Consider the following 11,737-nt stretch of genomic DNA (forward strand, 5'->3'; position numbering starts at 1 on the left):
TTATTCGGTCCGGTCGATGCCCCAGATGCGGGCGGCGTTGCGCCAGAACACCTTTTCGAGATCGGCGTCCGAAAGACCGATCTCCCTGAGCTTAAGCTGTTCGATCTTCGGAGATTGATAGGGCACATCGGAGCCGTACTGCAGCCGGTCGGCCGACACGTTCTTGATGAATGTCATGATGTCGAAGGCGAAGGCCTGGGACATGTCGACACATATATTGGGATATTCCTGGCAGGCGAGGATGCATTCCCACAGGAAGGCATGCATGCCGATATGGGCAAGAACGAACTGCACCTTGGGATAGGCCTTTGCTGCCTGCGCCTGCAGATAGGGAAGATCGCGCGGCGCGTCACCGGAATGAAACAGGACGGTGAGGCCATATTGCTCGGCCTTGTCGAGCAGCGGCCCCATTACCTTCATGTCGTTCGGCCGGTAGAAATCATAGCCGGCGACCAGTTTCAGGCCGCGGCAATTCCATTCCCCGACATAACGGTCAATGAGCGTTTGTGTATGCTCAGTCCCGAATGTTGGGTCGATGCGCGCCACGCCAACGATGCGGTCGGGATATTTCCTGGCCGCTTCGCCGACCAGTCCGTTGGCCTTGTCATAGTCGGCGTCCCAAGGTGGACTCATGCGCCGGTCATGCGGGAAGAGCACGCCATGCGATGCATTCTGCTCGTCGAGAAGCCTGATGACACTGTCGGGTTGGCCGTTCACCAGATAAGGTACGCAAGTGTGCGCCGCTACATTGGCGTCGGTGCCATAATGCATATGAGCGTCGATGACCTTCATCGGATCAGGTTCTCCTTGAAGTGGTTGCGGTAGCGCTCGGCCACTTGGTCCATGTCGGGCAGGTTGGTCTGGCAGCCCCAGGCCTCGACCACGAAGCTCGCGACCGTCGCAGCGAATTTGCCGGTCTGTTCGACCGGCCAGCCGCGCACGAGGCCGCACACGACTGAAGCCGCGAAACTGTCTCCGGCGCCTGTCGAGTCGACGAAGTGCTCGGTCTTCACCGCCGGCAGACGGATCTCGCCTTGCGCCTGGTACCACCGGCTGCCATTGCTGCCTTCCGTCACCACCACCAGGCGCGGGCCGAGATCCAGCAATGCGCTGGCGGAGCTGAACGAAAGCCGGTCGATGAGATCGGCGGCCTCGCCGCGGCTCAGGATCAGAATGTCGGCGGCTGCGAGGAAGCGGGAGGCAGACTGGCCTGCGGTCGCCACCATTCCGTTGATCGCCGTCAGTCGGCCGGCGCGCTTAGCGGATTCGATGGCTCCAAGCGTATAGTGGCTGAACTTTTCGCTCACCACCAGCGCCTTGGCGCTCGCGATGGCGACTTCCGGTATCCGCCAATCGTCCTGGCATTCCGCGACGCCCAGATGCGACACGCAGAAGCTGCGATTCTCCGCATCGAAGAAATTGAAGCTATGGCCGGACCTGGTGCCGCCGCGGATTTCGACGCCCGCGAGATCGACGCCAAGCTGGCGCAGATGCGCGGCATAGCCCGACGTATCGAAATCATCGCCCACCACCATGCCAAGGCCGGTGCGTATGCCAAGCCGGGCCGCCACGGCCGCGATATTGGCGCTGCAATCGCCGAAGTGGATGCGTTCCATTTCCGCGATCGGCATGTCGAGCGCGACCGTCTCGCCTTCGGCGGGCAGGCGCTGCATGCGCAGGAGGTGGTCGAAGATCGACCACGATCCGATGGAGAACAGTTCAAGACCGCTCATTTGACCGCTCCGAGGGTGAGGCCGCGCGTGATCTGGCGCTGGAACAGCAGTGAGGCGATCATGCCGGGCACGGCCGAGACCATCGCCGCCGCAGCCATCAATCCCCATTTGATCTGGTCGAAAGTCATGGCCTGCAGGATGCCCATGGTGATCGGCCGCGTTTCGCCACCGGCCAGCACCAGACCGAAGATCAGATTGTTCCAGCTGAAGATAAAGGCAATGATCATCGCACTGGCGAGGCCCGGTCTGGCGATCGGCACGATGATCCGCAATAGGATAGTGAGCGGCCCCGCCCCGTCGATGCGCGCCGCTTCCTCGATCTCGAGCGGTATGTCGCGGATGAAGCTCATGAGGATCAGGATGATCAGCGGCAAGGTGATCAGCTGGTGCACCAGGATCATTCCGACATAGCTGTCATAGAGGCCGGTGGTCGTATAGAAGGCATATAACGGCAGGATGATCGCCAGCTCCGGCGCAAAGCGGAAGGAAAGGATGGTGAAGCGCGCACGATTGGCGCGGCGCGCTTCGCCGCGCGCCAGCGCGTAAGCGGCCGGCAGACCCAGGATGATCGAGAGCAGGACGGCGCCCGAGGAAATGATCACCGAGTTGCGCAGAAAGCGCAAGAGATCCGGCATCACGCCGCCGGCCTGGTCGGCCTCGGTACCGAACAGGATCTCAGTATAATTGGCGAAAGTCGGAACGAAGGTGAAGCGCGGCGGGTAGGCGATGATGTCGCCGAACTCCTTGAGCGACATCGTGAAGATCCAATAGATCGGAAACAACACAAACGCGGCGAGCAGTGCATAGCCCAACGCGAGCAGCGCCGTGTGGACGAGGCGGCGAGAGTTGCGGCTAGCGGCCATGGAACCTCATTTCCTCCTTGCGCCAGAGCGACAGGAGAATCGTGCTGAACACGTAAGAGAGGATCCAGAGGATGAAGACGATGGCCATCGCGCGGCCAAGGCTCGACCACCGATAGGCCTCCTCATAGGCCATCACGTGCAGGGTTCGCGTCGCATTGAGGGGGCCGCCCCTCGTCGTCGCATAGATGATTTCGAGCGACTTGAGCGCGTCCGGAATGCGGAACATAGCGACCAGAACGATATAGGGCTTGAGCGCCTGCAGCTTGATATGGCGGATCGTCTGCCAGGCATTCGCGCCGTCGATACGCGCCGCTTCCAGCACCTCGCCCGAGATCGACTGCAGCCCGGCCAGCAGGATGATCGCGGCAAGTGGCATGAACAGCCAGGTATCGATCAGGACGATCGAGACGAGCGCGGTCTGGGGATCGCTGAGCCAGGAGAACGGCGGTAGGCCGACCTGCGCCAGGAGCCAATTGAGGACGCCGCTTTGCGGCTGCATCATCGTCTTCCACATCAAACCCGCAACGACGGGCGGGATGAGAAGTGGCAGCGCGATGGTGCTGCGGAAGAACCACTGCACCTTGCTCGGCACATCGAGCAGAAGGGCGACGGCGAGCCCGAGCGGGATCTGGATCAGCGTCGCCAATCCGGCATAGAGCAAAGTGTTGCCGAGCGCGATCCAGAAGGTCGGGTTCTGTGCGAGCTTCAGGTAATTCGCGAAGCCGATGAAGCGGGTTACGCCGGCATATAGCTTCTCATTGGTGAGGCTCGTATAGACGCCGTCGAGAAAGGGTACGACGGTTAGGAACAAAAGGCACAGCGCCGGGGCGAGCATGGCGATATAGACCGCCCGCCCGCCCGCCAGGGCACCTTTTCCGCTTGCTGCGCTGCGCATCTGTCGACCCGACGGCTTCAACTTCGCTTATTCAGCCAGCATCTGCTCGACAGCTTCCTGAGCCGCGCAGAGATTTTCCCGCACATTGCCGTTGTCGAAATAGGACTTCTGGACGGCTTCCGCCCAACGGTCGAGCATGCGCGTCAGCTCCGGATGGGGCGGGAAGCGCACCGCCGCCACTGCGCTCTCTTCCTCGGTGACTTTGCGATACTGGCCGGGCTCCGCGCCCCAGCTCTCGACTTTCGCCGCGAGTTCGGGGTTCGCCCAGGCCGATTGGCGGACAGGGTTCATATTGCCGGCAAGATGCATCTTGACCATCACATCCTTTGACGTGACCCATTCGAGGAACAGCCATGCGGCGTCTTTCTGCTTCGAGGCGGAATTCATCGACATCGACCACACCCAGGCGGCGGCGGCGCGCTGGCCATCGGGCCCGAGCGGTGTCAGCGCATAGCCAACATCGTCGGCGATCTTGGACTGCTTGGGATCCTCATAGACGGAGGCAAAGAGGTTGGCCTCGTTCAGGGACATCACATACTGTCCCGAGGCGAAACCCTGCATGGCTTGGTCCCAGGTGAACGCGCCCGCCCCTTCCGGTGACGCGGTACGGATTAATTTGACGAAATCTTCCGTCGCCTTGACGCTGGCATCGGAGCAGATCTGCAGCTTGCCCGAAGCGTCGACCATCTCGACGCCATAGGACTGCAGCATCGTGCCGAAGGTGAGATAGGGCAGATCCCAATATTTGTCGAAGCGTGTGATCAACCCGTGGATCGGGCCATCGGGACCCTCTGTCTTGAGCTTGGGCGCCATGGCCAGTAGATCGGCATAGGTCTTGGGCACTTCGAGCCCGAGCTTCTTCATGAGGCTCGGCCTGTAGGCGATCTGATAGCTTTCGGCATTGATCGGCATCGCCCAAAGCTTGCCTTCACCCAGGCCCTTCATGGGCTCGAGCGTCCAGCGGCCCGAAGCGAGGATTCCAGGGATGAAGTCCTTCACGTCATACTCGGCAGGGTCGGTGAGCTTGTCATTGGCGATAAATTCATCGAGCGGCTCGAGCCAGCCCGCCGAGGCATACTGCCAGTTGTTCAAGGGTGACGTCATGAAGACATCATAGGCGCCGGTCTTGGAGGACAGATCCGCTAGAAGCTTTTCGAAACCCGGCTGCTCGGCGAGCTCCTCGAAAGTGACCTTGATGCCGGTTTTCGCCGTGAAGTCCGCCAGCATCGGCTTCAGTGCGTCAACGAAAGGATGCGAGATCAGGAGAAGATTGAGACTTGCGCCCTCGGCCTGCTTCCAGTTGACCTCGGCCCATGACGGACCCGGCGCCACGGTGAGACCCGCGAGCGAGCACATAAGGGCGAACGCCATCCCGCGAACTACCCCGATCGTGGAGCTTCCACGCTTTACTTCAAACATGTTTGTTTCCTCCAGGCCGTTTCCCGGCACGCTATCGATATGATCCGAAAGGTGTTTGCACTTTTGTGCAATTCATGCACATTAAGCGTAACAATGCCCGAATTGACCGTCAACACAAAAGTGCACAAAGTGCAGTAAAGTGCCCCATGGACCACTCGACCGATCAGGAACAGCAACTCCTCGTCCGCCTGGCCTGGCTCTATTATGTCGGCGGGCATAGTCAGGAAGAGATTTCCGAGCAGACGGGACTATCGCGCTTCAAGATCTTGAGGCTGCTTTCCAAGGCCCGCGAAACCAAGATCGTGAAGATCTCGATCGACCATCATTCGATTGAGACGCACCAGCTTGCCGACGCGCTCACCCGCCGCTTCGGCCTTCTTGAATGCATTGTCACCCCGCCGCTCGGTGCCACCGCCGATCCCCAGGCGGATGAAGTGCGCGCCCGCCACGCCGTGGGCATCTGCGCCGCAGCCTTTCTGGCGCGCCGGCTGCAGGGCGCCACCCCGCCCGTGGTCGGGCTGGCCTGGGGCCGCACCATCGCGGCGATGGTTGATGAGATGCCGAAGCTCAACCGCACCGATGCCCGCTTTGTGTCTCTGATGGGATCGCTGAGCCGGACCGCACGTACCAATCCCTTCGAGGTGGTTCAGAAACTCGCCGAGACCTGCGGCGGCGAGGCTTACATCCTACCTGCGCCCTTCATCACCGACAGCGAGGAGGATTATCAGATCATCATGGCGCAGAGTCTGGTGCGCCAGACCCTCGCTCTGGCGCAAAAGGCCGACTTTTATATTGCGAGCTTCGGCGACTGCTCAATGAACTCCTTTATCCACCAACATGGCCTGCTCCGCTCGGAGGAGATCGAGGACGTCATTTCATCCGGCGCCGTCGCCGACATGCTCGGCAAGTTCTTCAACCGGGACGGCAAGCCGGTCCCCAGCAAGCTGAACTATCGCACGCCCGGAGTCTCACTCGACGACATGGCGAGGCACGAGATCGTCCTCTTGGCCGCAGGCCTCGCGAAGGCGGACGCCGCAGCGGCCCTCCTGCGCTCAGGCCTGATCAATCGCCTGATTGTGGACGGAGATCTGGCCAAAGTTCTGGCACTCGGAGATTGACCCGCCAGCTATCACGGACGTATCGCCGCGATCACATATTTGTCGAATATGTCATAGGGAAGAAAATCCTGGCGATCTTCGGCATAGAACCCGGCCGTGATCACGACGACGAGATCAAACTCGGGATGAATATAGATGCGCTGGCCGCCAAGCCCCACGGCATAGATCCACGATGATCGCCTGCCGCCTTTCTCCTCATAGTCGGTCCACCATTGATATCCGTAGCCGATCGACGCGAAGGAATCGAAGTTCCGCATATAGGTGCGCGTCGACTCGTCGATCCATCCTTGCGAGATGACGCGACGCCCGTTCCACAGGCCCCGCCTCAGCACGAGCTCGCCGATCTTGGCCATGTCGCGCGGCCGCAATCTGAGACCGGAAGCTGCCGCGGTCTCGCCATTGCCGGGCATCTTCACCCATTCGAAATCGCGGATGCCGAGCGGTTCGAACAAAGCCTCCTTGGCGAAATCGCCGATGAACTTGCCCGTCCTGCGTTGCAGCACCCCGGCAAGGAGCTGCGTGTCGCCGCCGCTGTAGTTCCACTTGGCGCCGGGTTTCTCCGAAACCGGCTTTTCGAGCGTGAAGCGATAGGGATTGGTCGAATAATTCATCCGGCTGTCGTCGTTCGCCGGCCGGTCATAGGGTCGGTCCTCGTTCCAGGCGAGGCCCGACGCCATGGTTAGAAGGTTGCGGAGCGTGATGCGGTCCTTCTCCGGCGTGCGCAGAGCCGCAAGGTCGGGGAAGAAGGCGAAGACCGGCTGATCGACATCGCCGATGAGCTTGCGGTCGAGCGCTATGCCGACGAGAAGGGACGTCACGCTTTTGCTGACCGAGCGCAGATCATGCTTCATCTGCGGCGTGTGGGCTACCACACCCGCCGGCCAGCCCCATCTTTCATCCACTCCGGATCGATAGGTCTCATAGACAAGCTTGCCGTGGCGCACGACGAGCACCGCATGCACATTGATGTCCGGCGACGTGTCGAGCATCTCGCCGAGCGCGCAGAGCCGCGCGGCATCGAGACCGACATCCCCGGGCGCCCCTGTCGGCCAGTCCTCTGCGGCGGCCGGTGTCCCGCAAGGAGCTGACGCCGTAGTCGCGGCGGCCTCAGACAGATTGGCGCCCACCCAGATCGCCAGCGCCGCGAGCAACGCCGCCGGGAACCGCTTCGACCGATGAGCGCTGACCATAGCCAAGTTCTCCTCCATCGTTCGGCGACGCTGCCCCATCCGCGAGCGATCAATATCACCGGGAGGCGCCGCGGCATCACGAAGGCCCTCTACAATAAATATCGGGCGGCAGCGGGGTGAGCATACCCTGCAAATACCCTCCCGGAAACTCATGTTCAATTGTGTTGGGCGGTACAGATTTCAAAAGCGCTCGCGGTTTCCAGACTGGACAGCTTACCGCCCAGGGCCTGCGAAATAATTCAGCCGACCTCAAGCCCGGAAAGGAACGTTTTCGATCGACATCCATTAATCAGACAAATGGACCAGAAGGCACTCCAGGCCAAGATAGCTGAGCTTCGCGAAGCGGCGGAACAGGCTCGGGCACTTTCTGTGGATTTGTCCGACCCGGAAGCGGAGCAGGGTTTTGTGGAACTCGCCCGAAAGATGGATGCGGAGGCGGACGCCCTGGAAAGGACAGCCGAGAGGAAGAAGGCAAGCAGGCACGCGGTGAAGGGAGATTAGCGACCCGCAGAGCGGACCGCGCAGCCAGGAGAAGTTTACTCGCAGCCCCGATCGCTCTCAGCCCCGGCAATAGCGTTGCGACGCATTCTTAATCTAATGTAAGATTCAGAATAAGCTTCCTCCTATGATGTTGATCGAATTGCGCAAATCGGCTCAGCGGCCAGCGGCGACCCCTCCAGGGAAATGGCTTTACACACTGTCTCCGGGTGGTAAGGTAAAATTCGATACTCTGGATGACGAGTTCTCGGGGGGTCTTTTTTGGGCCCTGACGGATCAATCCAAACTCCACCCTTGGGAGCGGTACAAGCGGGTGGATTGACACTATCCAGGCTCTGAAGGAGCTGGGCCGCATTTATGGCGAGGAGCGCATTTTCGTTGTCCCGGATCGCAGCCTGTTGATGGCTGTTCATCGCCCTGTCTTAAATATCGGCGATGTACGCCAGCGGCCGCCTGCGCAATGAGCTGGATACGAGGTGAGAAGTTAACGACGTTGAAAGCGCCCCCGGAAACACTCCTGCTCCCTGGAGATGTTCTGATGGTCAGGGTACGCAACCATGACGAGCTCACAAACGCGACAACCGTGCCGCCAATCAGTTCAACTCTGGAATGACACAGGTGCGCCAGCTTGTCAGCACGAGGTGCAGGGGGCGGCCGATCCAACCTCGGTTTTGACCATCGGGCGACATGGGAGCGGTCACTGTTTGCAGCGGAGGACGGCATGAACGCAGACAGCGAAACCAGAGCCGAGTTCCACTCCACCGCTTTTGTTTGGCAGGCTCTTCAATGCGTCGTGGCACTTGTTGCTTTGCTTCTGGCGGCGCTCCCGGCGGCGCTGACAGCTATCCTCGTCTGGTCCTCGCTTGGGCGGCCGCTGCTGTTCCGTCAATTGCGAAGTGGTTTGGGGGGGCGTCCTTTCACAGTGGTCAAATTCCGGACAATGCATGAGGCGCGCGACGCTAGCGGGCAACTGCTGCCGGATAGCGCTCGCGAAACCAGCCTGACCCGCCTCATAAGACGCTTGCGTCTCGACGAGATTCCGCAACTGATGTCAATTCTCGATGGCAACATGAGTTTTGTCGGCCCACGCCCGCTGCTGCCGACAACCATTGCAGCGTTTGGAGGGCTGGGGCAGGTGCGCGGTTCAGTGAGGCCGGGCCTGACCGGCTGGGCCCAGGTCAATGGCAATACCTGTCTTACCGACAAGGAGAAGCTGGCGCTCGATCTTTGGTATGTCGACAACAGGTCGGTTTTGCTCGACCTGCGCATCCTGCTTCTCACCGTTTCGGTGATCGTTCGTGGCGAACGAGTTTGCGACGCCTCGCTTCGTACGGCCAGGGCTCATCTTGCTGCGCGCAGCGGAAGAGTTGCCGTAGACACTCTGCCCGTCAACCGGCATATCACATGAACGTCGCGTTTGTCGGAACTGTCGAGGGTTCTGCGATCGCGCTTGCGGCACTGGGCCGGGCCGGCAAGGCGCCCGACCTTGTGATCACGCTGCCGCGGGAAGCCGCTCAGCGGCATTCGGATTTTGTTGACCTGACACCCCTGGCCCGCAAGGCAGGCTCTGAAGTCTTTTACGCGCGCGATATCAACGGGCCTGAAACCATCAAAGCCTTGCGGAGTTTTAGACCGGATCTCGTGCTGGTGCTTGGATGGTCTCAAATCTGCCGCGAGGCGTTCCTGTCAATCTCCCGATTGGGCAATATCGGCTTTCATCCCGGACCGCTGCCGCGCATGCGCGGTCGCGCTGTTATCCCTTGGACCATTCTGCGTGGTGAAACAGCCACCGCGGCATCCCTGTTTTGGTTGGACGCTGGTGTCGATTCTGGCCCGATCCTGCTTCAGGAAGCGATCACCGTTGATTCCGGTGAAACGGCTCGCACGCTCTACGTCAAGCAGACCACTGCAATGGCCCGGATGCTGCCGAAGGCTCTCGAACTGGCGCTTTCCGGTGACCCGCCACGCATCGCGCAGGAACATGAGCACGCCACCTATTGTGCAAGAAGAAGCGCCGAAGACGGCCTGATCAATTGGCTTGATCCAGCAGACGCGGTGTTACGCTTGATCCGCGCTGTCGGGGATCCCTATCCCGGCGCATTCACGACCTGGAACGGTCGCCGGCTCATCATCGACATCGCCAGCTACTTTCCCGATTCCCACCGCTTCATCGGTTTGCCTGGCCAGGTGCAGAGCCATACGACGGACGGCTTTGTGGTCTTATGCGGGGACGGCGGCTGCGTGCATGTCACCGCATGGAGGCTGGAGAACGGTTCGGACAAGCCGCGTCGCCATTCCAAACTCGGAACCTGATGCGATGTTCCAACACACCAGTTGACCGCCATCTTGCCATAAGCTACCAAACTATCAGAGAGGCTCACGCGGTCAGATGCAGCACCCAAAGTGAGTTGCGCAGTTCTACGGCAGTCACATAGCTTCGAATTAAGAGGCGTATGCGTTGTAGCAGAAATGCCGCTGCCTCGCACAGGAGCATTATAGGTGAGCATGAGGGGGATTCCTTTAACCCGCTGTCAATTCCTCCTGCCCTTTGCCGATATTTACAGCGAAATTGGGGGACCGACCGAGGCGCTCCTGCAAAAGTTTCGCCTTCCCGTATCATTGGAAGAGAAGGCGGATCACTATGTTCCAATATTGCGAGCCATCCAGTTCGCCGAGGCCGCACAGGGATCTGAAGGCATCAGCGATATCGGATTTCTCGCCTCTCAGCGGATGCAGTTTTGTCACCTCAGCGAGAAACTGCGTACAATAATCCGCTGTTCTCCGACTCTGCTTGTTGCGCTGCAGCAGACATGCAAGCATGGACAGTCTGAAGACACCAATTTGAGCATGTGGCTAGAACTCCACGATGGGAATTTGAGAGTCTGCACCAAACTCCTAGGAACGGCGGGACTGCAGCACCTTGAACACTCCCAGTGGCTTCAGAATCTTTTTGTCATCCATATCGTTCGGCAGTTCGTCGGGCCAGAGTGGGCGCCTACAACCGTGGGCTTTGAGGCCCGCTATGTGCCCGGCGGCGAGCCTCAGGCCTTCTGGTCCAACACACGCTTTCTATCAGCGCAAGAAGCGTCATGGATTGATATTCCTGTCGGGTATCTGAGCTTTCCTCCCCTCGGAAATGAATCGCCGCCTGGTCCGCCGGCGGAGGACGCGGAACCGCCCGTCACCGATCTTATTGGGATGCTCCAATTGATGTTGCCATCCTATCTGGATGAGAGAATCCCGTCGATCGCCGAAATCGCCGAGATGACGAATATCAGCGTCAGAAGCTTTCAACGGAGGCTTTCGAGCGCGGCCCTGACATATTCGGATCTCGTAGATGCGGTTCGATTTGAGAACGCGAAGAAGCTGCTGCGCGATACGGATGCCAAGATCATAGATGTTGCGCTATCCTTGGGATACTCGGAGTCCGCAAGTTTCACACGCGCATTTCGCCGGCTTTCCGGTGTTGCTCCACGGCAATATCGCGACACGAGCAGGTCGAAAACTTCGGGCATCATTCTCACGTAAACCGACAGAAGCGGCAGGCCATCGGCTTTCCGCTTGAGAGCATATGAACGCGAAGGCACTCGTCCTGTCTCGGCCGCGACGCAGCTTTCGGATAATCCGATGCGCAAAACGCGCAGTTTGACACGAAAAGACAAGACCGAACACGTGCAGCCGTAACAATATGCGACTGATTGCGGAAATTTCGCGAAGAAGTTGTGCAACGGGCAAGACGGGCGCAACCCCTGGTCATTGAGCCTGGTGGAGAACTGAAATCTGAAGGTGAGCGGATGAGCAGATTCAAATTGAAATGGCCTGGGGACGACACCGGGCAGCGTGGCCGGCGTCGCACGCCGCACCACGCGCCGAGTGATCCGCCGTTCCTCGATATATGTCGCCACCCTGCCCGCCAGCTGCATCAAGACCAGTATCAACGGCGCTCTGATCTGGCATTGCGGTGGCGTCTATTACCAGCCCTATGGCGGGCGTTACGTGGTGGTCTACATCAACTGAGGCC

Annotated in this window: 12 protein-coding genes; 6 read left to right on the forward strand and 6 right to left on the reverse strand. The window is 59.9% G+C overall.

The features are described 5' to 3' along the window. Genes G5V57_RS08995 through G5V57_RS09015 form a run of 5 tightly spaced genes read right to left on the reverse strand, consistent with a single transcriptional unit; the run spans nt 1 to nt 4,862 of the window. The gene (locus G5V57_RS08995) at nt 1–792 is read right to left on the reverse strand and encodes an amidohydrolase family protein (RefSeq protein ID WP_165167176.1); all 792 of its coding nucleotides are present in this window, start codon (nt 790–792) and stop codon (nt 1–3) included. Then, nucleotides 789–1,733 carry a carbohydrate kinase family protein gene (locus G5V57_RS09000; RefSeq protein WP_165167177.1) on the reverse strand — a complete coding sequence of 315 codons (945 nt, stop codon included), beginning with the start codon at nt 1,731–1,733 and terminating at the stop codon, nt 789–791. The genes G5V57_RS08995 and G5V57_RS09000 overlap by 4 nt, the downstream gene beginning before the upstream one ends. Next, nucleotides 1,730–2,596 (reverse strand): carbohydrate ABC transporter permease, encoded by an 867-nt coding sequence (locus G5V57_RS09005; protein ID WP_165167178.1) that lies wholly within the window; start codon nt 2,594–2,596, stop codon nt 1,730–1,732. Before G5V57_RS09005 ends, G5V57_RS09000 begins: the two co-directional genes overlap by 4 nt. After that, nucleotides 2,586–3,491: a carbohydrate ABC transporter permease gene (locus tag G5V57_RS09010; protein WP_165167179.1), complete on the reverse strand. Its 906-nt coding sequence runs from the start codon at nt 3,489–3,491 to the stop codon at nt 2,586–2,588. The genes G5V57_RS09005 and G5V57_RS09010 overlap by 11 nt, the downstream gene beginning before the upstream one ends. A 27-nt stretch (nt 3,492–3,518) precedes the next feature. Continuing rightward, nucleotides 3,519–4,862: an ABC transporter substrate-binding protein gene (locus tag G5V57_RS09015; protein WP_165167180.1), complete on the reverse strand. Its 1,344-nt coding sequence runs from the start codon at nt 4,860–4,862 to the stop codon at nt 3,519–3,521. A gap of 194 nt (nt 4,863–5,056) precedes the next feature. On the opposite strand from G5V57_RS09015, the gene G5V57_RS09020 reads away from it, so the two are divergent. After that, entirely contained in the window at nt 5,057–6,028 is a 972-nt protein-coding gene (locus G5V57_RS09020) for a sugar-binding transcriptional regulator (RefSeq protein WP_165167181.1), read from the forward strand. A gap of 11 nt (nt 6,029–6,039) precedes the next feature. On the opposite strand, the gene G5V57_RS09025 is transcribed toward G5V57_RS09020, so the two are convergent. Beyond that, nucleotides 6,040–7,218: a serine hydrolase gene (locus tag G5V57_RS09025; RefSeq protein ID WP_165167182.1), complete on the reverse strand. Its 1,179-nt coding sequence runs from the start codon at nt 7,216–7,218 to the stop codon at nt 6,040–6,042. A gap of 297 nt (nt 7,219–7,515) precedes the next feature. Here G5V57_RS09025 and G5V57_RS09030 point away from each other — a divergent pair, with 297 nt between their 5' ends. The 5 genes from G5V57_RS09030 to G5V57_RS09050 all read left to right on the forward strand — a co-directional run bounded on the left by G5V57_RS09030 (nt 7,516) and on the right by G5V57_RS09050 (nt 11,733). Next, entirely contained in the window at nt 7,516–7,719 is a 204-nt protein-coding gene (locus G5V57_RS09030) for a hypothetical protein (protein ID WP_165167183.1), read from the forward strand. 718 nt (nt 7,720–8,437) lie between these two features. Next, complete coding sequence (locus tag G5V57_RS09035; protein ID WP_165167184.1) at nt 8,438–9,124, forward strand: sugar transferase; 687 nt, start codon at nt 8,438–8,440, stop codon at nt 9,122–9,124. Further along, nucleotides 9,121–10,029 (forward strand): methionyl-tRNA formyltransferase, encoded by a 909-nt coding sequence (locus G5V57_RS09040; protein WP_165167185.1) that lies wholly within the window; start codon nt 9,121–9,123, stop codon nt 10,027–10,029. The genes G5V57_RS09035 and G5V57_RS09040 overlap by 4 nt, the downstream gene beginning before the upstream one ends. Before the next feature lie 192 nt (nt 10,030–10,221). Beyond that, entirely contained in the window at nt 10,222–11,244 is a 1,023-nt protein-coding gene (locus tag G5V57_RS09045) for an AraC family transcriptional regulator (protein ID WP_165167186.1), read from the forward strand. A gap of 345 nt (nt 11,245–11,589) precedes the next feature. Further along, nucleotides 11,590–11,733, forward strand: coding sequence for a hypothetical protein (locus G5V57_RS09050; protein ID WP_371744755.1), 144 nt, complete (start codon nt 11,590–11,592; stop codon nt 11,731–11,733). Nucleotides 11,734–11,737: the final 4 nt, after the last annotated feature.

Origin of the sequence: Nordella sp. HKS 07 (assembly GCF_011046735.1) — a bacterium.
In the GTDB taxonomy this organism is placed as follows: Bacteria; Pseudomonadota; Alphaproteobacteria; order Rhizobiales; family Aestuariivirgaceae; genus Taklimakanibacter.

What these genes read in the sequence shown, in the direction of transcription:
- G5V57_RS08995 (WP_165167176.1), bottom strand. Translation starts at nt 792, where the DNA reads ATGAAGGTCATCGACGCTCATATGCATTATGGCACCGACGCCAATGTA.
- G5V57_RS09000 (WP_165167177.1), bottom strand. Translation starts at nt 1,733, where the DNA reads ATGAGCGGTCTTGAACTGTTCTCCATCGGATCGTGGTCGATCTTCGAC.
- G5V57_RS09005 (WP_165167178.1), bottom strand. Translation starts at nt 2,596, where the DNA reads ATGGCCGCTAGCCGCAACTCTCGCCGCCTCGTCCACACGGCGCTGCTC.
- G5V57_RS09010 (WP_165167179.1), bottom strand. Translation starts at nt 3,491, where the DNA reads ATGCGCAGCGCAGCAAGCGGAAAAGGTGCCCTGGCGGGCGGGCGGGCG.
- G5V57_RS09015 (WP_165167180.1), bottom strand. Translation starts at nt 4,862, where the DNA reads ATGGCGTTCGCCCTTATGTGCTCGCTCGCGGGTCTCACCGTGGCGCCG.
- G5V57_RS09020 (WP_165167181.1), top strand. Translation starts at nt 5,057, where the DNA reads ATGGACCACTCGACCGATCAGGAACAGCAACTCCTCGTCCGCCTGGCC.
- G5V57_RS09025 (WP_165167182.1), bottom strand. Translation starts at nt 7,218, where the DNA reads ATGGTCAGCGCTCATCGGTCGAAGCGGTTCCCGGCGGCGTTGCTCGCG.
- G5V57_RS09030 (WP_165167183.1), top strand. Translation starts at nt 7,516, where the DNA reads ATGGACCAGAAGGCACTCCAGGCCAAGATAGCTGAGCTTCGCGAAGCG.
- G5V57_RS09035 (WP_165167184.1), top strand. Translation starts at nt 8,438, where the DNA reads ATGAACGCAGACAGCGAAACCAGAGCCGAGTTCCACTCCACCGCTTTT.
- G5V57_RS09040 (WP_165167185.1), top strand. Translation starts at nt 9,121, where the DNA reads ATGAACGTCGCGTTTGTCGGAACTGTCGAGGGTTCTGCGATCGCGCTT.
- G5V57_RS09045 (WP_165167186.1), top strand. Translation starts at nt 10,222, where the DNA reads ATGAGGGGGATTCCTTTAACCCGCTGTCAATTCCTCCTGCCCTTTGCC.